Below are 21717 nucleotides of genomic sequence, written 5' to 3'. Positions count from 1 at the left end.
AAACAGAAAACGAGGTACAGGCTACAGCCACTAGCATTTTATACATGTACGTTAGCAAAATATCATATCCACCCTTCGAGGAAGTATTTTGTTAGCGCCGCATATTCACGAACATATGATTTGATGAGTACTTTTCTTGGTGTACGCGCGCTTAAACCTTGAACAGACAATCCTTCTTTCTTCGCAACTGATACTGCCCGATACATATGATAATCGTTGGTAACAAGCAGGCCTATCTTGGCGTTTGCAGGGATAAGAGACTTCGAAAAAGCAATATTTTCTTTTGTATTCGTTGACTCATTTTCTATGAAAATACGCTTCTCGGAAATTCCCCGTTTAATAAGTTCACGCTTCATTACCTCGGCCTCAGACATATCCTCCCCATTCCCTTTTCCACCTGAAACAATTGCGATCGTGTGCGAATTATCTTCTAAATACTGCGCTGCCCTATCAATGCGATAACGCAGTGACAACGAGGGGACTTCTCCTTTTACACGCGCACCCAGCACTATGATATAATCGGCGTGAGATGGCGACTTCATATGACCATATTGATACATAAATGTATGTAGAGTCATGATGTACACAATCATCAGACTTATTGTAATAGCTGAGTATCTAAATAATTTCTTTTGTAACCACATAAACTTCTCCTTCTTCATGCTTGTACAACTACCCCCAGCATAACTCATCACTGGATTTGATAAGCTCCCCTTGAAGAAGGCACATAGTGCTCCCTTCTATTCGGAAGGCACGAACTCTTTAAGTTCACTTGACTTCCTCAGTTCTTTCATACCGAGAATCAAGAAAATCTACAATATGAATGAGATGCCCTTCAATTGTCGATGGCGTTACACATGCACCCCATTCCAGCTTATCATGGTGGCATAAAATATTGTGCATCAGATGATGTATATCGGTAATTGGAAGTGAAATATGCTCCGTCTCCAGCATCTTTACTAGCAGCATTGTCCCATAGGGAATATGACCAACATACATGCCGATTGGATCCATAGAAATACCGGTCGGCTTTCTTTCTGAAAGGGCTGACAAATCCGCTGTTGGAAAGAGAAAGTGAAAATCATCGTATCCTTTTCCTGCATGATGATATTCAAGCAATTTGCCGATATCATGATAAAAAATAGAACAAAGCAAGCGTGAATAATTCGGTTTCTCCTCTTTATACTTCATCATGCTGTAAAAATGATTATATACATGGTCAATCGCATCCCTCCAAACGAGGTTTCTCACATTCCCGCCTGGATTGTCCGACATATAATCCTTCCGAAGCTCATTTTTATACTCTCGTTCAATAACAGCAATGAGATCCAGAACACCTTTATATGGATTGGTAGACTTTACAATATATCGAGCCAAGCGCATTAATCCCACCGTATGCTTCAATAATCCGCCTAAGTATGCATGGTGATGACCTTTTGCAGCCGGACGCACTGAAAAATCGTTCCAAAACCGTTTCATCGCTGAAAGCACAAGAGTCCGATAGGGATCTTCTGTTTCCTGTATGTAGCAATATAGCTCTACAATGAAGTCCTCTATGTTTTGCTGTGTAGCCGGAATAAGAGAAAATGGGTTCACATGTCCGCTTACCGGAATAAGCTGATCAATTGTAATACTTTTAAATCCTTGGTATTCCTCTACCTTCCCAGATATTTCGAAGACAGCGTATTCTTCTAGAAGCGGTACATGTGCAGCCACTGATCCATCATTATCCCACATTTTCGTATTTATCGTACATATGTTATTGCTAAAACGAATTTTTAAATATGGTTTATCGGTTTTAGTCCGTTCCACGGAGTGATCTACATATAAAAAGCGAGCACTGTTTATACGAGTACCTGCCTGCGCGTGTTCAATGTCAAATGTTTCTGATCCGTTTACAAGCCTAGGCGCAGGAAATTCTCTTAAAATCTCTTGCTTCTCAGCATCGGAGATTTGTATAGCAACTGGTACATCGCCGTAAAAATATGATTGAGCCAATAGCTTTCCCTCCTCTATTATCTTTCAAAAATATTTCTCCCTCTACTTTATCACGAAATGGTCTCTTCTGAAAATTTGATAGAGAGTTAAGTATTTATTTGTGGCATTCAAATACGGTATGTGAAATTACAATCACTTTCTTACATTCTTAGGGTATCCCTTCTTGTTTATACTCCTTATTTTTCATCATTGTTCCCTGCAAAAACATTAGCATTCCTATTTTTTGTTATAGCCTTATATAATAAATGTATCAATGGATATATTGGAGGGATGAAAATGAAGCGCCATATCCAACAACTCAAACCATTACTGCACACTGTATTTACTCATTTACATAACAATCCTGAGGTAAGCTGGCAGGAATATAACACAACTTTATACATTGAGAAATTTTTAAAGGAGCAGGGCTTCTCGGTTCAAACATTTTCCGATTGTCCCGGTTTAATTTCCGAAATCGGTAATGGTGATGTTTGCGTTATGCTGCGCGCTGATATGGATGCACTTTGGCAGGAGGTTGATGGCGAATTTCGTGCCAACCATTCATGCGGACATGATGCGCATATGACCATTGTCCTAGGAGCTATGCTTCTTTTACAAAAGCTTGGTGTCCCAGGCAAAGTAAAGTTTTTATTTCAGCCTGCGGAAGAAAAAGGGTCCGGTGCTTTAAAGATGCTGGAGAAAAACGTATTGGATGACGTTGATTTTTTATACGGTGTCCATCTAAGACCCATTCAGGAATTGCAGGATGGTGAAGCCTCGCCGGCTATTTATCACGGAGCTGCCGCATTTTTAGAGGGAGCCATTCGTGGAGAAGACGCACACGGTGCACGCCCTCACCTTGGACAAAATGCAATTGAAGTTGGTGCTTCGATTATAAATGAGATAAAAGGCATTCATTTAAATCCGATGGTTCCATATACAGCAAAAATGACAAAGTTTCATGCAGGTGGAGACTCAACCAATATTATTCCTGGAACAGCCTCCTTCTCGATTGATGTTAGATCGCAAACAAATGAAATCATGAAAGAACTACTCCAGAAAATTCATTCGATAACAGAAACCGTTTCCATGTTGTATGGAGTCAAAATAACATTAGAAACGAAGGCAGCCATGGTCGCGGCTGAAGTCAATGAGGATGCCATGCGCTTTATGGAAAAAGCAATCGTTGATACTCTTGGCAAACAACGAACAAAAACTGCTGTAGTGACTTCAGGAGGAGAAGACTTTCATTTTTATACATTCCATAAACCGCGCATAAAAGCTACTATGCTTGGGCTTGGCTGTGGACTAAAACCAGGGTTGCATCACCCTCATATGGCTTTTAATCATGACGCTATCTATACAGGGATTGAAATCTTGACAAAAGCAGTGCTGCATACCTTAGAGCTGTGATGTATTTAATTGAGCCTAGAATTACCATGCAAAATGGGATAATAACGGTGTCAAATGAACTGGAAATTAGTTATCAGCCGAATAGAAGCAACATTCACAGTTTTCCATATGTAAGTTAATCTAGAGAAAGAGAGGAGATTTAAGCCTCCCTTTCTCTGGACCTCTCTCTTCCTTTCCCGCGAAAAGGAAGCCATAAAAGAAAGAACATGACGAGAGTTACTCCTTCTAAGGATACAAGATACCATGGATATGGGCCCAGTATGTCCAACAATGATTGACTCGGGGCTTATGCATCAAAAACATATAATTTCCACCTGTTAGACGGTTTACCACAAAAGCGATCCCTGCTGCTATATGCAGAAAAACGTACGCTTTCCAAATAGAACGGCCATATACTATGTATTGCTTTGCAAATACAAAGAAAGCAATAACCCAAATAACAATAGAGTGCACGAAAAAGAAATGAAAAAAACGAAAATGCGGAAATGAAAAGGACAAAGCAGGAGTAAGAATGGCCTGCAGCTCTCCGCCTATGCCATTGAAATAAAGAATCTCAAATAATAAAAAGCGTTTTGTGCACAAAAGCAGAATGCATATGTACACATTTATATTGCACAATTCAAGCGGCAGGGATGTGCTAAGTTTCCACGACTTAGCACAGATGAGTCAGCTATGATACCCTATTTCAAATACAACTAGCAACAGGAGTGCGATACGGATGAAAACAGCCTCATGCCGACGGAAAAATGAACGGTATATAAAGATTACTGCAAGACCAACTAATAATACTCCTATCATTATGATATGCTCAAAGGAATAGGCTTCAAAACGGTTATGATGATTCGCTGAAAAAAAGATACTTCTCCCTCCTTTGCTTATGGGTACACGATTAACCACACAGAATTATTTTGTAAAATTTTCCAAAAAGGCTGTTGAATCAATTCTCCACCGGTCTGCTATACTATCCCGCCGCATAATAAAACGAACGTTTTTTTTGCTCTTCCCTTCCCCTCTCAAGTATAAATCAGCTTTTAATGGTATCTCCATATACAGCAGTTCACTTGTGTTCTTTGGAGAACGTAAAGGCTGATTTGCAAACCTGATGGACTCAATCTGTGAAACAATAGGATACAGCTTGTTTGCCTTACCTGGGTTTGTAATGACCATATCCAACATAGTCGCATCCTGCTGATTCACAGCAACCGTAAACGTGTTCACTACTTGATAAGGATCTGCATACCGCAAATACTCTTCCAGTTTCCCTGCCGCCTTCAAAATCATCATTTCATGAGATATATCAGCGCGGCCAGATCTGTGCGTCGTGCTTCCAGCAAAATGAATGCAAAAGTGTCCTGGAAAGCCATTTATAAGAGCCCCCGCGCCATGCGGCATTCCATGCATAGAAGCCGCAATCATTTGATCATGAGATAAAACAATGATTGCTCTCCGTTTCCAGCTCCATTTGCCGTTATAAATTTTTTTCATAATTTTTGTATCTGCTCTCGTTAAAGGCTGTACGTCAGCATGCTTATTTCCAGCTCTTCTCTGAACCCGGAACTGCAGTCCTGTCTCCACGTCTATAACTGTAAATTTCGATTTGTTCGGCAACACTTGATTTACTTCTTTCCACGGAAGCATTTCAACTTTGAAGCTAATTGGTGCATGTTCATCCTCAAGCTTAGCAGCTGCTGCAGATTGGATCATACAGAAAAAAAGAAAAAATATGATGGTCTTTGTTGTCTTCATTGTCTTTCCCTCTCTCCAACCATATTCTTTCTTACATTTCCCGAAAAACGTATATTTATGATAATGACAAACCCTTCAGTTTACATAATATTTTTATGGTTATTATCACAAAATTTATATCGGCTTTTGATCCATTCCATCACTTTGCTTTTTCATTGCATTCAATGCGTGAAGCTGTTGTTTTGCTTTGCGCAAGGCCGTTTTAAAATACCCTTTCAGCTGCTGCAAAGCTGTATCGTCAAAATCATGTTGATCAAGCGCATTTTCCCATGTACGGCTCTTTATAAATAACTCCCATGTTAATGAGGAATGCTCACCCTTCCTCAGTTCCTTAAACACCCACCGGGTCATTTTCTTTCTTCCTTTATCTGTAAGCTTCCCCTCCTCAAAAAGCAAAGACTCGCCCTGCCTCCTGTATGAACCATATAAGTCTTTTTCCATGGCTACCTTTAGAAAAATACTTGCGGTATTTTTCGCATCATCGAACGCGCGATGCTGCTCCCCCTCCCACTGTAAAGCAAGCTTCTCAACCGCCAGCTTTAGACTTGGTTGATTGGGAAATAACTCCTCATAGGCATAAAAGACAAACTTCTGCAAATCAAATCGTTTACTTTTCTCTAAATTCGGACATTCTACACCGTGCATCGTACAGTCATCCTTCAAAAAGGAATAATCCTCCTTCCCCCACGTTACAAGCATATAATTTTCTCCAACAAACTCCCGAAATCGTTCAATAGCTTGGGGAAATCGTTCTGCTTCCTTTATATCCCGCTTTGTAATTCCTGTTAGTTTTGTTGTATGTCGAGAGAGAGAGGATTTCGGCTTTACAAGAGAAGAAAAGCTATCTACAACGTGCATCGTACACGCTTCAATTTTAATCGCACCTATATCCACAATTTCTGCCGGGATATCCGACTGATACGGCCTAAAATTCCGTTCAATATCAAAAACAATGTAATAATCAGGCTTATACATATGACGTACCTCTTCTTTATCTTTTTTTTCATTATATCGTTTATTTTTTTCATGTGCAGAACGTTTATGAAGGTTAAAGAGGTTTATATGTTGAATATTTCTTTATTTTTTATACGAATATAAAGCTAAAACATCATTTCAAATTGTTTTTACAATTACAAAAAGATGCTGAAGCAATAGACGAGCTGCTTTTTCCTGATTTCCATAGAAAAACAGTCTCACATCACATGAGACTGTTTTTAATTAACGCACTTAAATTTATAACAATCCATCAGCAAATCAACGATGCTCTGCCTCGTTAGTCTGGATTATCTTCTGATGCTTTACAAACCATAAACCAACAAAAATGATACTCCCTCCAACTATCTGTTGAAAATAAATATGTTCATTTGCCCATATAGCAGCAAATAAAACCGCCGCTAAGGGAGTCACATACATATATACCATTGTATTTGTTGCTCCAATTTTTTGGACTCCTACATACCATGTGACAAGCCCAAAGATTGTGACAAAAAAGATAGAATACGATAATGATAGCCAAGTTGTAAGCTTTAAGTTAAAAGAAAGAGATACCAGATTCGAACTGCTTAACAGAAGTAATGGAAAGGCTCCAATCATAGCTGACCATGCTGTCACCCTTAAAGCTGAGTACTTATTTATTAATGGATTCGCCAAAATAGGATACAACCCCCAGCTAACAGATGCAAGAATCCCAATGATAGTACCTATCACTACATTCTTTTGATGGCCAGATGGATCTTGAACAAGCAACACAAGCGCAGCTCCTATAAATGCTATAAGGGAACCTATCAGCTTTTGGATCGAAAATTTCTCCTGTCTCACTAACAAAGAGAAGACCGTTGTAAAAATAGGTGATAGCGAAATTAAAAGCGAAGCATTCGTCGCAGAAATATATTTAATGGTTTCCATAAATAATGTCTGATAGAGAGTAATTCCCACTATACTCACTATAACTAAGCGCCCCAAGTCTTCCTGTTTAATAAAAATAGAACGTTCTATCCCTAATGTAATCAGCAGTAATAACGGAGCAGCTACTATCATCCGGATTGCAGTAAAATCGATAGAAGTTAATTCTGTTAACCCATACTTCCCAATCGTATAGTTAATGCCCCAAATTATGACAACACCTAGTAATAAGAGTTCAATTATCCACCGTTTCATTTCTATTCTCCCTGCATCTTCGATTTTCATGGATCCTTTGTAAGGGACAAACTACAATAAAGCCATTCTTCTAGTCCCCTTCATAAAACACTCCTCTGTTTTAAACAATTTAATTATGTTTATAGTTATTATAATAAAATAAAAAACACTTCTTGTATTCATCCAATTAAACGATTATATCATAATCCAATTATCAAATACCCCATTATGTTAATTTCGATTGAGCATGATAATACAAAAAAGCAGGCTTCTCCCGCTCCAAGGCGGAGAGAAGCCTGCTTTTTTATTAATTGACTTTGACCGTTGTCTTGACTGAATATTGTTTTACATTGCTATGGAGTTTAACAGTCTGATTGCTGACTGCAATCTTGCTTTTAAAATAGCTAATGATACTAGAAGTAATTGCAATAGACAAAATAGACAGCAATCCCTGCATCACTCCTATAGAATACAATCCGAAGCATACAACAAGAAAATCAAATATAAAATTAAGCGTTCCTGGATTCCAATTGAATTTTTTTTGCAGAATAAGAGCAAGAATATTCGTACCCCCAAGCGAAGTACGGTTCATAAATAATATTGATAATCCAACTCCGATAATTGCACCTCCCGCCACGGCACCAACAGACATAGGAATAGAAAAGGCAGGAAGCAACCGGTCTAGTCCTGTCATAAAAGACAACAATGTAACAGAAAAAAGGGTAGATAGAGTAAAGCTCCAACCCATCATTTTAACCGCCAACACATAAAACGGAATATTAATGAGAAAAAACACCGCACCAAAAGGAATATTTGAAATATAGCTCAAAATCAACGAGAGTCCCGCAGTTCCTCCTGTCATAACATGAGCATGTTGTAGAATAATTGTTCCGATGCTCGTAAGGAAGCACCCTAGTAATATGTGGAATAATCTCTTCATAATCTTCTCCTTACCAAACAGCTTCAGCATATGTAAATGTTCTATTTACATGATACAATCTGAATTGTAAGCTTTATATGCAAAAATAAACATTTTTCCCCCTTTACGCTTTACATATTGAACACATTTTATTAAAAAATCCTTCACTATGAGAGGTGCATAACTATGGATCAAATTGATATTGATTTACTTCATCTTTTACAGGAAAATGCGCGTATGACTGTTAGCGAACTTTCAAAAAAATTGTCTCTAAGCCGCCCAAGCATTACTGAACGCTTGCTTAGGCTCCAAGAACGAGGAGTAATTGAAGGCTTCTCCGCAAGAGTATCTCCAGCTGCGGTAGGAAGAGATACGCTCTTAATTATCCAAATCAGCGATCTTAAAGTCTCTGTAACTGAGTTTGAGAAAATGATTGCCGAGGATTTGGATATTATTGAATGCCATCGTGTAACTGGTCATATCGGATATTTTATGAAGGCTGCTGTATCAGGGATGGACGGCTTACGTTTACTTGTAGATCGATTAATGCCTTATGGTAACTTATATACCTCAGTTGTCTTAACCTCTCCCGTAACGTTTCGTCCTATCTTGCCTAATTCAGAAACCTAAAAGACAAGCCATACATAGCTCATTTTTAATAGTAATACTCTGAGCATAAATCACATTGGCAGCAGACTTTACATAGCATCAAACTAATTTGATACTATAAACATTCGATTACAGTGATGTAACAAACAAAACAACACAGAGGTTACTCTCCTCTGTGTTGTTTTGTTTATTCAAGCATTACCCCTGCTTTATAATCTGTCATAAAAGCTTCTACTGCTTCCTCTAATTCCCCGTTTGCCTCAGGAACTTGTACAATGAGTTCTTTTTTCTCATTAACAGGTACTACCGTCACATTCCTAAAGCGGTTAATTTCCAACTGAACCTTTAAATCCTCTGCAAGCTGATCTGCTTCCATTTTGTCATTAAGAAAATAAACCAAATTTCTCATCAAGTTTCCATCCCTTCCAACATTCTGCAAAGGTTAGTTTTTCTCAAAGTCCCCAATGCTATAAGCAATAGCAAAAAATTTCGAGAATGTTGAAAGAAAGACTTAAAAATATTAACATGACAATGATCTCTTCCGTGACGAATATAACTTTATACACTTTTACCAACTAGAGACGTTTGTAAAATTTTTTAATACATACAATCCAGTACGTGAAATTAAACACGCGCTATTTATGAAGCACTGTACACAAAAAGAGCTATAAGGCTTATCCCCCTATAGCTCCGATAGATTATATGGTCATTTCATTTCCGCTGCTTTCCTTTTTCTTAGCGCCATTACTACAAATAAAAGAAAAAGGCACCCCAATCCTACGTAGATTATATTCGAGTATATATCCATGTAACCTACAATACTCTCCCAAGATCCTCCCACTGCGGCACCTAGATTCACAAGAATCACATTCCAGATAAGTGTTCCAAGTGTTGTCAGCAGTAAGAAAACACCGAAGTTCATACGTGCCATGCCGGCTGGGATGGAAATCAAGCTTCTTACTAATGGGATAAGCCGACAAAAAAACACAGTCCATACCCCATATTTCGTAAACCAAGCATTTGCCTTATGAATATCCTTTCTCGTCAAGCGCAGAATAAATCCCCATTTATCAACAATCTTCTCTAGCCTATTTACATCTATAAGTAAACCTATACCATATAAAATAACAGCTCCACCAACAGAACCAAGCGTCGCAAACAGGACAACTCCCGTTACACTTAATTTTGTCGTAGTGGTCATAAATCCTCCAAACGTCAAAATCACTTCGGAGGGGATAGGGGGAAATATATTCTCCAATGCAATTAATAAAAGAATCCCCATATATCCGAATTGTTCTATTATATTTGTAATCCAGTTCTCCACTATTATATGCTCCTTATCGCTACACTTAGAAAATGATTTATGGATGAAGTCGTTAGCATAATTCGTCTAAGTGAAAGACAGCTAACAGTCCTTCAAATCCCCTTAAAAGCAGTAATTCATTCCCAACTATTTCCTAACAAAATGGAGTTCACTTCATGTAATATAATCCTATTTAGCGTTTAGATATTTTTCATCAATACGTTTTTCGATTTTCTCAAGTTGTATCTTATCCTTCAAAAGCTCCTCTTTATTTTTTCTGATTAACTCCGATAAAGGTATTTTAATTTTTTTCATAGTTCTATCTCCCATCATTATAAACTGTTTTACATTTGGCTGTATCCGTCTGCTCCGTACAGCTCGCTTAGATAAAAACTCCAAATATACTAGGTTCTCTTGGTCTTATAATAAGAGCTTACTGTCTATTGTTTATATACCCACCTCCAATTGTAAGAAGCCAAACAAAAAACCTTTACCGCATTTGGCAAAGGTTTTTTACACACACATATGAAAGACCCTTACCAAAAAAAGCAAAGGTCTTGCTAACAACATTATGTTGCCAACAAAGCCGGGAGCGGTAAAGCTCCGAAATGACGACTTTGTTGTAAAAGCTACTCCCCTTTAGGAGATTTATTCGACTATTTGAAATAATCATAATATATTTTTCATTCTTCTGTCAATGATTTTTGCCATGTAACTCCGTATCATTTTGATACATTCCATGCTCTTATATCAAAAATGTAACTGGAAGCTAGCAGGATATCTTCTGCCTTTTTAGGATTGAAGCTGCTTTAAAAACATTTTCAAATCGTCTTGCACCTTTTTGATTAAATCCTGAATTTTTGCTATATCAAGCTGCGGCTTTCCTGTCTCAGCAATGAGAGGATATAAATTCGCTTCAATTTTGTTATACTGATCTGGATATGCATCCTCTACCTCATCCTCAAACAAATCCCATTTTTTAGCGATTTCTTTTCCGAACTTATTAATTATTTCTTGTTGAGATGAGGTTTTCAAATAATCCTCCAGCTTTTGAACCTCCTGCAGCACACTATTCACTCCCGTTTTGAGATCAGGCTGCATCTGATTTACGGATTGAGCCTCCTCCTTCGGTGCTTGTGCTCCCTCTCCTCTTTCAGAAGCACTGCAGCCAGTAATAGCCAGAACTCCAGCAAGAACAACCAAAGACAACCATTTGTGATTGTATTTCATGACAAAACCTCCTTTTCAATGTCAGTTTTGTCCAAATTATTCCATTCTAATACTTTTTGTATTATAGATTCTGTTAGTATTCCATGATCCCACCTCGCTCATTCACTCCAAAACATCAAGATCTTTTCAATATTCCTAATTTTTGCTTTCCGTTTACTTCGAATAGTTCTCTTTAAAGTAGCCAACCTATTCTTGTATTGCTAACTTTAAGGAGTGACCATAATGAATAAGAAGTGTATAACTTTAGCTTTAGCCACTTTCCTCTCAGGTTTAGCCGGCTGTGGAGGAGATCTGGATAATAATGCAGCAAATAACAGAAATGGCAACGTCCAAATGCACAAAGTTGGAACCAATAATCAAAATGGTACTATTGGAAATAATGCTAACCAAAATTTAAGAGTTTCAATTAATGCAGCCAATCATGTTGAACGCTTGAAGGAAGTCGATGAGGCACAGGTAATTATAAGAGATAATGATGCATATGTAGCTGTAAGACTTGAAAATGGCAGAAATGGCACAGGTGCAGGATATAACGCTGGTACAGGCACTGCTAACACTGGAACTGGCACTACTGGAACTGGTGCAGGCTACGATACTGGTACAGGCACTACTAACACTAGAACTGGTGTAGGATATGGCACTGGTAGAGGCTACGGTACTGGTACAGGATATGACGCTGGTACAGGCACTACTAACACTGGCACAGGTACTACTGGCCTAGGCAGAACGAGAGATGGACGAGTTTCTTCTGCCTTAGAACGAAAAATAGCTAATCAGGTACGAGCAGCTGATAGGGATATTCGCAACGTATATGTATCAGTTAATCCAACTTTTTTCGGACAAATGACAAACTATACAAACAACATTCGTGACGGACGAGACAGAAATGGTCTTTTTGAAGATTTTACTGATATGGTACGTAGGTTTTTTTAAATAAAAGCACTATGTGAAAAAAGCTACCGATTTTTTGGGTAGCTTTTTACTTTATATGGTACTAGCTAAATATCCCTCAAAAAATATAAACTTACAAATTTTTATGGAGAAAATTTAACCATACCTATTCATTTCGAGTTTACATAATCTCTCATTCTCAGCAGTTACTTTGACATTCAAACATGACAACAGCAAGAGATCTCTCCCACCCTTGCCGTTGTTATCATACATACAGGATTTTATACATCTCCGTCAAAGTATGTAAGCTCACTCAATACAACAAAAAATAATGTAATAAAGAACTAAGAAACTACTAGCTTAGCATACGAGAATTCTACTCTTTCTTTAACGAAAACACAATAGGTTTTATGTGGATGCCCTCAAATAAAAAAGCTAAGCATAGACAGCATGATAAATTCAATGCTTAGCCTCCTCATTAATTCGCTATTAATCATTCAACAGTCAACATTCGTTCTGTTAATAGGTATAAACCCAACCTAAAATCTATTTCAATCGCATTACGTACTTCCCATGTACCTCAAGCATTTCTGCCCGTCTAAAAACCAACCAATGTTGTTCTATAGAAAAATTATAGGACTGGTTTCCCACAAAGAATTAACTATAGACCAGTTCTTTTTGGCTTAGACCAAGCGTCTGCGCTGTTGAGGTATGAATTTCTTGGAAAAGCTCTGGGTTTTCCACTAGTGACACGCCATAAGAAGGAATCATTTCTTTGATTTTCGGTTCCCACTCTTTCATATGTTGCGGGAAGCATTTTTCTAATACCTCAAGCATAACGTGAACGGCAGTAGAAGCACCCGGAGAAGCGCCGAGCAATGCAGCTATCGAGCCATCAGCGGCACTAACAACTTCCGTACCAAATTGAAGTGTTCCTTTACCGCCGGCCTCAGTATCTTTGATAACCTGCACACGTTGGCCCGCTACCACTATATCCCAATCCTCGCTTTTGGCATTCGGAATAAACTCGCGTAATTCTTCCATGCGCTTTTCATTCGACAACATAACTTGCTGGATCAAATATTTTGTCAATGCCATCTCTTTTACGCCTGCCGCCAACATGGTGAAGACATTATTCAGTTTTACGGAACCTATCAAATCAAAATTTGAACCAGTTTTTAAGAACTTCGGCGAGAAGCCGGCAAATGGTCCAAACAGCAATGCTTTTTTGTTGTCGATATATCTTGTATCAAGATGCGGAACAGACATTGGAGGAGCACCAACCTTAGCTTTACCGTATACTTTTGCATGATGCTGCGCTACAACTTCCGGATTGTTACATACCATAAATAGTCCGCTTACCGGGAATCCTCCAATATGTTTTGACTCAGGAATACCGGTTTTTTGCAGTAAAGGCAGGCTTCCGCCCCCGCCGCCGATAAAGACGAATTTTGCAGTATGGTATTCGATTTTACCGCTATCGATATCATGCACTTTTAATTCCCAAGAGCCGTCGCTAGTACGTTTAATATCCTCAACACTATGTTTGTAGTTTATCTCGACGTTTTTACTCTTTAAGTGGTCAAACAACATGCGTGTTAAAGCACCAAAGTTGACATCCGTTCCAGAGTCGATTTTTGTTGCCGCTATCGGTTCATTCGATGTACGGCCTTCCATGATAAGCGGAATCCATTCCTTCAGCTTTTCAGGGTCATCGGAAAATTCCATCCCTTGAAACAGGGGATTGTTTGCCAGTGCTTCAAAACGTTTTTTCAAAAACGTTACATTTTTTTCCCCTTGTACTAAACTCATATGAGGCAATGGCATGATAAAGTCCTGCGGATTACGTATCAGATTGCTGTTTACAAGATAAGACCAAAACTGTCTTGAAAGCTGAAACTGTTCATTAATTTTTATCGCTTTGCTAATATCTATGGATCCGTCAGATTTTTCGGATGTATAGTTAAGCTCGCACAGTGCCGCATGCCCCGTACCAGCATTATTCCATTCGTTAGAGCTTTCTTCTCCTGCGTTTGCGAGTTTCTCAAACACTTTGATTTCCCATTCCGGTGCTAACTCTTTCAGTAATGATCCCAAAGTCGCGCTCATGACTCCGGCACCAATTAAGATAACGTCTGTTTTTTTCTGTATGTTACTCATTATACCCTTCCTCATCCCCTATATTTGTAAAAAAGAGTAGGTGCTCCTGCTTAGGTGTCACAAAAAGCAAGGCGCCAACTAGGAATACACCTTTTCTGTCTCAATTATAACCATATCATAGTCTATTATAATTATTTATAGATTAACATATCTACTATTATCTGATAATTATAAACTATTTAAAGCTGGTAAAAAAGTGAGAAGTCCTTCCACAAGGCCCTAGGAACACACAAAAACCAAGGCCTTAACTCGCTTCTTGCAAGGGTTAAGGCTTTGGTTTGCCGTTACCAGTGAACCGGCACCCTCTAATTTTCGCCGTTACTTGCGGCATGGTTCAGTTCGATTGATTCGAAATATCGGCCCACTATGCTGCTTATGCAACATGTTAACTGCTGTTTCGGGTAATAGGTAAAAATCAGCCTAGAAAACCAAACTTTTTGTCATAAAAAAAAGCCATGCGGCTCAAGCACTCGTCTCATGGACATCTTCGTTTCCATAGCTGCTCACTACAAAATAACGAGATAATTTCCGCATAGATACGAACCCAATACAGAATACTTCCTGACAAACTCCTTTTGGATTTGCTTTCCTTCCCTATCTCAGTTAGAATTTCTACCGCCTTACTAAGCACTGACTCCCCAAGCTTTCGGTGGTCAAACTCGAAAGGCAGCATAATCCCCACTTTTTTGCGTCCAACTTATTAATCCAAATCCAAAGCTTTTGTCATCCTTTTCCGGTGCCTTTAACTGCTTGTTCTCATCCCCCCATTGACATGGATTATTTGACCAGTGACATAACTCGAATCATCACTGGCTAAGTACACATACGCCGGGGCAAGTTCATATGGCTGACCAGCTCGCTTCATTGGTGTCCCATACCCAAAACTCATCATTTGTTCAGCAGGAAAACTTGAAGGTATGATTGGTGTCCAAATTGGCCCTGGTGAAACACCATTTACACGAATTCCATCATTAATTAAGTCAAGGGCTAGTGATCGAGTAAATGTAATAATGGCTCCCTTTGATGTAGAGTAATCAAGATTTCCCTGCTGTCCTTCATATGCGGATGCTGATCCCGTATTTATAATGGAACTACCTGGTTTTAAATAAGGTAAAGCGGCCTTCGTTGAATAAAAAAACGAAAAAACATTAGATTGAAAAACTCGTAGAAGTTGTTCACTGGTAATTTCCGTTATTCGTTCTTTTGGAAAAGATTCCGCACAGTTATTTACGATAATATCCACTTTACCAAACGCATGTAAGGTTTGCTGGACCACTTGATGGCTTGTTTTTTCTTGTCCTAAATCTCCAGCAATGACAAGGCACTGTTGTCCTAGTTGCTCAACACGCTGTTTCGTTTCTAATGCATCAATATGCTCATTTAAATATGCAATAACAATATTTGCCCCTTCCTTAGCAAATGCATACGCAACTGCTCTTCCAATTCCGCTATCTCCACCTGAAATGATTGCTACTTTTCCCTGTAATTTGCCTGTTGCTCGATAGGTGCCGATTTCTGAAATAGGTCTTGGTACCATTAACCATTCAAACCCTGGATGAAATGGCTGATGTTGAGGAGGGAATTGAACAGGTATCTCTTCTGTTCTTATTATTACGTATTGTTGCTGTTTCATTTTTCTTCTCCTCTCAAGGTCTTCTTTGTTAACTTATGCCTAGAAAGGGAGTTTAGTTCATCCTCCTTAATTTAATAATTTAGTTATTCATACAGCCTAATACCTGTCAAAAGCGAAGGATGAATATACAACATCGTTATTGTACTAACCTGTATGCTGATATTTTGGTTGACGAACCAAAAATATTTTAGCACCACGGGGGGGTTTTTAATACCACGTTGGAGGCTCTTTGGAACCCTAGGCTAGGCCTAGGGTTTTCTTTTCTATAAAGAAAAGTCCATGTGGCTTAAAAAACTTGCCGCATGGACTGCTTTGTTTCATAGTTGCTTTATACAAAATAATGAGAGATTTTTCGCAGAGATACGAAATCAATACAATATGCTTCCTGACAAACTCCTTTGTCTAATCCTGCTCCCTGGCTCAATTACCCTTTCAATGTCATTACCATTAGAGTTTAATATCAAAATTTAATTGTCCATATAGTTCCCACTTTAGTGTCCAAAGTCCACCCAGAAGGATTAAAGTACTGGGAAATATCTGCACTACCCATGTACTAGTACTTAATATTAAGATCACTACAACTTCTTTTTTATCATCATTATTAAGGTCTATCACATGTAATTCTGGTTTCCGTTCTTCTGTCATTGCATAATGAAGCTGTTCGTTAATATGTCATCGTATATCCTCCCTCCTTCGGTGGGCACCGAATAATTCGCAAATGAATATTATGTATGTCGGTGTGCCCTCAAACAACCTACAGTCTCCCAAGCCTAATATCAGTACAATTTAACAGTATCTATCCAAGCAAAGGCAAAATGACTTATATTCTATAGTCGCAGTGTTAGGATTTCAATCTTTCCATTCCAAATATAAATGATTCTTTATCCCTTATCTCTTACTGATTTTTCTTAATCACAAAGATAAGACAGCTGCTTAAACCCTTTCTTTCAATTACTCTGCTTATAGCATCTTCTCTATGAGCAAGAGTCTTTGTTGTAAACTTTACGTAATCATGTCAATTGTTAACTTCTTTTTTTAGTTGTAAATACGATACATGAAATTATCCCTTGTCGAAATATCATTTAAAATGAAGTAAGGCCGCACTTCACCTCCAGTGGCAAATTTTGGGTTGTTGAATACCGTATAGGGAAAAAAGAGAGAGGGAGTGATCAAAATAAACGAGTATTACAGAAAGTATTTGGAGAATAATCTTTCAACACAAAATTTTTTTGACTATATCGTGATTGGTGCTGGAACTGCCGGGGGAGTAGTTGCCAAAGAATTAACCGACGATAAATATACTTCTGTACTAGTCCTTGAAGCAGGAACGAATATGACAAACAATAGTCCTTCTCTTGAGACAGCAGCAGCTTTAGCTAATGATAATAAACTTTCCTTTAACACCCTTTCAAAAACAGAGCAAAATATTGGACGTCAGCTTAAATTATGGGGCGGAAGAGTAATCGGAGGAAGCTCACAACATAATTTCATGGGTGCAGTACGTGGAAGTCGCAATCTTTATGATGAATGGGCAGATCTCGTCGGAAATCAATGGAGTTACAAGAATATTCGTTCCCTATTTAAACGAAATGAAACCTACACAGGAAAGACAGAAAACCCGAACGAACGGGGAATAAACGGTCCCATTTTTGTTAGGCAACAAATTATTCCAAGGAATGGACTTATCTATACTTTAGCAGAAGCAACATCAGAGGTTTTGGGCATCCCAATTGTCGAAGATTATAATACAGGCATAAGAGATTGTACATTTTTCAAATCACAATTTATCCAACAAGAAGTTGATGGGATGTTTGTCCGTTCATCTACTGCAACCGGATACCTGAATGAAAATATCGTAACACAAGGAAATGAGTTCCATCCAGATGAGTTTGGAATTGGGCGGAGAAAGTTGATCATTTTCACAAAAACAACAGTGAACAAAATCCTATTTAAACAGAAAGAAGGGGTTAACATCGCTGTTGGTGTTGAATATGTCAAGGACGGAGTGTCACAAAGATCTTTTGCTCGAAAAGGAATTATTGTCTCCGCTGGTATTTTCTCATCGGTCATTCTACAACGTTCAGGAATTGGAAGATCAGCTGATTTAGCTAAAGCGGGTATATCAACAGTAGTAGAGAGTCCAAATGTTGGCCGCAATTTTCAAACTCACTATTATGTTGCAATGGGAGTAGAGATAGAAACAAACCGACTGCTTCAGGTATTGTCTGCTGACCCTAATGAGCCAGTTGCACTAGGTGCTTTTAGAAAGGAAGAAGGACCTGGTCGTCGACTTCAATTATTAGGTGTTCCAATACCCTTGTTTCTCCCAAGTCAAGATGTGCTTATTAACAATTGGGGATTTAACCCCAAAAAACCAAGAAATATCATGAGTATTGCGATTGTCGACGTTAATCCCAAAAGTAAGGGTACGATTATGGTTGCACATAGTGATCCTGAAGCTTATCCGTCGATTAACTTTAATCCTCTTGAAAATCCTGATGACTTAAACTTTATGGTGGATCAATATATTGAGACTTTCAATATTATAATGAAGGCTCGTGAACTAGATCCGGAGGGTATTTATAAAATTGTATATCCTTCTGAAAATATATTCAATTTGGCAAGTGAGAGAGAAAAGCGAAACCTGCTTGCTAATTATGTCGAGGCTTCTTATACGAATTTCGCTCATTTTGGAGGACAATGTAAAATGGGGAGGAATATTCAAGAAGGAGTTGTTGATGGATTTTTGAATGTTTTTGGTACTAAAAATCTTAAAGTGGCTGATCTTTCCATTGCTCCTATTTTGCCAGATGGTAACACTTCCATCCCTGCTCAAATGATCGGTTTAAATGCAGTACGATTTATTCGAGAGGATTGTTCTACGTATGTAATGAATAATCGAGAACTTAGATATTATGAAGTTTTGTCGGAATTTAAATCTAGAATATAATCCTCAACACATCCTACTATACTCACTACACCCTACGGGAAAGTCCATAAAATCAGGCTTTTTCATATGAAAGCTTTTATAGTTCTGTAACCGCCAGCGTTTTGACAAAGCAGGATTCGTAGTTCCGCGGACCTAGTCAGAACCATACGCTTCCCTCTTGAGAAACAGGAGGGCTTTTCCTATTCTATTTAAAGAATCATTGTTCGTAAAAACCTGAAATAATGAATAGCCATTTGATATATGCAATGCTGCAATCAGGGAATGTCTACTCCTTCTAATTTGATTTGTAATTTGATTTGAGCTTATTACTTAAACTATATCAGAACATAGTAGCTTTTTCTTTTAAAAATATTAGTTATTCAACAATCTGTAATAAATATAAAACAACCTAGTCTCCCTGCTCCAATGTTACTCATTCAACATGTCAACATCTGTTCGAGTAATAGATAAAAACCAATATAAATTCCCTATATCTTCCTGACACTTAATCCCACTACTACTAAGGACTGCAGTATCCGTGAAAACCAATCCCTGTTGTTCTATGGAAAAGCTGCGCTGCTAATCTCCCATAAATGAAAAAGCTAAGCATAAAGCACCTTTATGATCTATGCTTAGCAATCTTCTATATCCAATGTCACTCCGTTCAACATTTGTTTGGTTAATAGGTAAAAAGCAACCTGGAAAATCTGACTTTTTGCCATAAGAAAAATCCATGCGGCTCAAGAACTTGCCGCATGGATCACCTGGTTTACATAGTTGTTCACTACAAAATAACGAAATCAATACAGAGTGCTTCGAGACAAACTCCCTTGTTGGTTTCCATGCCCTGTCACATCAATAATCTACGAGATGTCCCTCTACTATTTTTAAATTTCACATTATATCTAGAGTAACAAAGAAAAATTATAGTCTTAATAAAAAAGTTGCTATAACATCCGAAAGCGGAAGTTTCAGGTTTTTATTTTTAAGTTTCTTAGTTTCTTGTTCAACTAAAGCTTATCCTTAGTTAAATAATAAATTATTGTTTTATTAATTCACTCCAAGTAATTTATCCACATAGAATTTGTGATTATTTTCCGTGAAAATTAGTATTTTCAGCAAGTTCATTTTAGTACGTTAAAACATGCCATTCTCGTTAGGGGAATTCTCTGGTATGGGTTGACCTAAATCCCATAATTCAACAATACGCTCATCTTGGAAGCGGAAGATATGGACAACAGCCCCCCCAAGGTCTTCTGGATTCTGTTTCACATGGGAATGAACCGCAACGATATCTCTCTCTTGGATAACACGTTTGACCTCAAGTATCTTTTGAGGGTTTTTTGCTGCATTCTCTTCCATCGCGAGCATAAGTGACTCTGCATCGCCACGAAAAAAGGGATTGTGGTGGCAAAAGCCAGGTCCTATGTGATTCAGGTATGCTTCGCGAACTTTCCCCGATGCTACGAGTTGTAGAAACGATACTGCCTTCTCTTTAAGGGAGAGGGTCGCTTCAAACTGCTGTTCCTTATTCATCCCAATCATCCTTTCATTTCAAAAGTTTTACTGTTTTTGAAATTTTAAGGTAAATACGAATCTATGTCAATTATTGGAGCCATGACTTCATCTTATAGAATTACAGGGTTGAGGAAGTTTGATGGAATACGGCTTGTCAACAAAAAAGTCATTCTTAAATATAACTGCTTGGGACAAAGATAAACTCGTGGGAATTGCTCGAACAATTACCGACTTTGTCTATGTTTGTTACCTTTCAGAATTATCCGTAGACCAAGACTACCAAAAACAAGGAATTGGCACAGAATTAATTCTTCTACTACATGAATGCTTAGGAGAAGGTGTTGCAATTGCCTTAATATCAGAGGATACTACAATCGAATATTACCCTCGACATGGTTTTGAAAGCACAGATAAGGGATTCTACATTGCTTAGCCTTCTCCTTACTCCAATGTTACTCAGCCTACACGTCAACATCTGTTCGGGTAATAGGTAAAAACCAACCTAAAATCTGTTCAAGCTACCTTAAGCACCTCCCATGTGCCACAAGCATTTCTGCACTCCTAAAAACCAACCATTGTTTGGTCTGCTTTTTGTTGATGCTTTGCAGCTCAGATATCGATTATACGGTCGTTCGTTTCTTAAATTCCCTAACCCGTTGTGTCTCCAGAAGGCCGGAACACTGCCCTTTTAGGCGGTTTCCGAAATATTGAAAGTAATATATAGTTGACTTTATGTAAAGTTTATATTACATTGTGTATACCAGACTTAACCTGGTATAAAATGGAACATACGGGAGGTGTAAATCATGACCTATCAAGAAAAGAAAAGCATCGTATCGTTGATCAGCACCATACTCATTTTCGTATCTTATTGCTTGTACATGTACCCGCAGTACCCGGAAGGGGGGCTGGAGTCGGCCGAAACCTTTCGCTATTGGGGTTCCTTCGTCCTCATCTTGACTTTGGTTTCAATAGTCTCGCACATCATTATCAGCATTATTTTTAACATCGTCTTTAGAATTACTACCAAAGAAAAGGAACCAAAATTCGCGGATGAACTGGATAAATTAATTGACCTGAAAGCAAACCGAAATTCTTTTTTTGTGTTTATCATCGGCTTTCTTCTTGCAATGGGATCGCTGATCATCTATCAGCCGTCACAGGTGATGTTCATTATCCTGATCACTTCAGGATTTATTTCCGATGTGACCGGCTCCGTTACGAAACTTTATCACTATAGGAGAGGAGTCTAA

Annotated in this window: 20 protein-coding genes; 6 read left to right on the top strand and 14 right to left on the bottom strand. The window is 38.3% G+C overall.

All coding sequences use genetic code 11. The features are described from left to right. Positions 1-62: 62 nt before the first annotated feature. Positions 63-662 carry a YdcF family protein gene (locus AC6HZ4_RS13495; RefSeq protein WP_497495510.1) on the bottom strand — a complete coding sequence of 200 codons (600 nt, stop codon included), beginning with the start codon at positions 660-662 and terminating at the stop codon, positions 63-65. A 106-nt stretch (positions 663-768) separates the two neighbouring features. Then, positions 769-1998: a hydrolase gene (locus AC6HZ4_RS13490; RefSeq protein ID WP_497495509.1), complete on the bottom strand. Its 1230-nt coding sequence runs from the start codon at positions 1996-1998 to the stop codon at positions 769-771. Between the two features lie 276 nt (positions 1999-2274). On the opposite strand from AC6HZ4_RS13490, the gene AC6HZ4_RS13485 reads away from it, so the two are divergent. Next, positions 2275-3390 (top strand): M20 peptidase aminoacylase family protein, encoded by a 1116-nt coding sequence (locus AC6HZ4_RS13485; RefSeq protein ID WP_497495508.1) that lies wholly within the window; start codon positions 2275-2277, stop codon positions 3388-3390. 225 nt (positions 3391-3615) lie between these two features. Here the strand turns inward: AC6HZ4_RS13485 and AC6HZ4_RS13480 are convergent, their stop codons facing one another. The 5 genes from AC6HZ4_RS13480 to AC6HZ4_RS13460 all read right to left on the bottom strand — a co-directional run bounded on the left by AC6HZ4_RS13480 (position 3616) and on the right by AC6HZ4_RS13460 (position 8212). Continuing rightward, entirely contained in the window at positions 3616-4053 is a 438-nt protein-coding gene (locus tag AC6HZ4_RS13480; RefSeq protein WP_497495713.1) for a TMEM164-related integral membrane acyltransferase, read from the bottom strand. 240 nt (positions 4054-4293) lie between these two features. Then, positions 4294-5136 carry a hypothetical protein gene (locus AC6HZ4_RS13475; protein ID WP_497495507.1) on the bottom strand — a complete coding sequence of 281 codons (843 nt, stop codon included), beginning with the start codon at positions 5134-5136 and terminating at the stop codon, positions 4294-4296. Between the two features lie 114 nt (positions 5137-5250). Next, on the bottom strand, positions 5251-6111 hold the full coding sequence (locus AC6HZ4_RS13470; protein ID WP_497495506.1) for an exonuclease: 861 nt from the start codon (positions 6109-6111) through the stop codon (positions 5251-5253). Positions 6112-6390: 279 nt separating this feature from the next. Further along, positions 6391-7293 (bottom strand): DMT family transporter, encoded by a 903-nt coding sequence (locus AC6HZ4_RS13465; protein WP_497495505.1) that lies wholly within the window; start codon positions 7291-7293, stop codon positions 6391-6393. Positions 7294-7579: 286 nt separating this feature from the next. Continuing rightward, on the bottom strand, positions 7580-8212 hold the full coding sequence (locus AC6HZ4_RS13460) for a YitT family protein (RefSeq protein WP_497495504.1): 633 nt from the start codon (positions 8210-8212) through the stop codon (positions 7580-7582). Between the two features lie 165 nt (positions 8213-8377). Between AC6HZ4_RS13460 and AC6HZ4_RS13455 the strand changes: the two genes are divergently transcribed. Then, complete coding sequence (locus AC6HZ4_RS13455; protein ID WP_497495503.1) at positions 8378-8821, top strand: Lrp/AsnC family transcriptional regulator; 444 nt, start codon at positions 8378-8380, stop codon at positions 8819-8821. 166 nt (positions 8822-8987) lie between these two features. On the opposite strand, the gene AC6HZ4_RS13450 is transcribed toward AC6HZ4_RS13455, so the two are convergent. From AC6HZ4_RS13450 to AC6HZ4_RS13435, 4 genes are all read right to left on the bottom strand, one after another. Then, positions 8988-9209 carry a hypothetical protein gene (locus AC6HZ4_RS13450; protein WP_497495502.1) on the bottom strand — a complete coding sequence of 74 codons (222 nt, stop codon included), beginning with the start codon at positions 9207-9209 and terminating at the stop codon, positions 8988-8990. Between the two features lie 297 nt (positions 9210-9506). Beyond that, positions 9507-10124 (bottom strand): DedA family protein, encoded by a 618-nt coding sequence (locus tag AC6HZ4_RS13445; protein ID WP_497495501.1) that lies wholly within the window; start codon positions 10122-10124, stop codon positions 9507-9509. A 168-nt stretch (positions 10125-10292) separates the two neighbouring features. Further along, positions 10293-10418, bottom strand: coding sequence for an FbpB family small basic protein (locus AC6HZ4_RS13440; protein ID WP_497495500.1), 126 nt, complete (start codon positions 10416-10418; stop codon positions 10293-10295). 477 nt (positions 10419-10895) lie between these two features. After that, positions 10896-11333 (bottom strand): hypothetical protein, encoded by a 438-nt coding sequence (locus tag AC6HZ4_RS13435; RefSeq protein WP_497495499.1) that lies wholly within the window; start codon positions 11331-11333, stop codon positions 10896-10898. A gap of 222 nt (positions 11334-11555) precedes the next feature. On the opposite strand from AC6HZ4_RS13435, the gene AC6HZ4_RS13430 reads away from it, so the two are divergent. Then, a complete protein-coding gene (locus AC6HZ4_RS13430; RefSeq protein WP_497495498.1) occupies positions 11556-12266 on the top strand; it encodes a YhcN/YlaJ family sporulation lipoprotein in 711 nt (236 codons plus the stop codon). Positions 12267-12881: 615 nt separating this feature from the next. Here the strand turns inward: AC6HZ4_RS13430 and AC6HZ4_RS13425 are convergent. Continuing rightward, complete coding sequence (locus AC6HZ4_RS13425) at positions 12882-14384, bottom strand: malate:quinone oxidoreductase (RefSeq protein WP_497495497.1); 1503 nt, start codon at positions 14382-14384, stop codon at positions 12882-12884. A 742-nt stretch (positions 14385-15126) separates the two neighbouring features. After that, the gene (locus AC6HZ4_RS13420; RefSeq protein WP_497495496.1) at positions 15127-16017 is read right to left on the bottom strand and encodes an SDR family oxidoreductase; all 891 of its coding nucleotides are present in this window, start codon (positions 16015-16017) and stop codon (positions 15127-15129) included. A 1168-nt stretch (positions 16018-17185) separates the two neighbouring features. Here AC6HZ4_RS13420 and AC6HZ4_RS13415 point away from each other — a divergent pair. Continuing rightward, entirely contained in the window at positions 17186-18967 is a 1782-nt protein-coding gene (locus tag AC6HZ4_RS13415) for a GMC family oxidoreductase (protein WP_497495712.1), read from the top strand. Between the two features lie 1116 nt (positions 18968-20083). Here the strand turns inward: AC6HZ4_RS13415 and AC6HZ4_RS13410 are convergent. Then, positions 20084-20482 carry a nuclear transport factor 2 family protein gene (locus AC6HZ4_RS13410; protein WP_497495495.1) on the bottom strand — a complete coding sequence of 133 codons (399 nt, stop codon included), beginning with the start codon at positions 20480-20482 and terminating at the stop codon, positions 20084-20086. Between the two features lie 121 nt (positions 20483-20603). Between AC6HZ4_RS13410 and AC6HZ4_RS13405 the strand changes: the two genes are divergently transcribed. Both AC6HZ4_RS13405 and AC6HZ4_RS13400 read left to right on the top strand, forming a co-directional pair. Then, entirely contained in the window at positions 20604-20897 is a 294-nt protein-coding gene (locus AC6HZ4_RS13405; RefSeq protein WP_497495494.1) for a GNAT family N-acetyltransferase, read from the top strand. Between the two features lie 373 nt (positions 20898-21270). Beyond that, the gene (locus AC6HZ4_RS13400; RefSeq protein ID WP_497495493.1) at positions 21271-21717 is read left to right on the top strand and encodes a hypothetical protein; all 447 of its coding nucleotides are present in this window, start codon (positions 21271-21273) and stop codon (positions 21715-21717) included.

Source organism: Ectobacillus sp. OTK (assembly GCF_059698935.1).
This window is presented reverse-complemented; position numbering and strand designations above follow the sequence as displayed.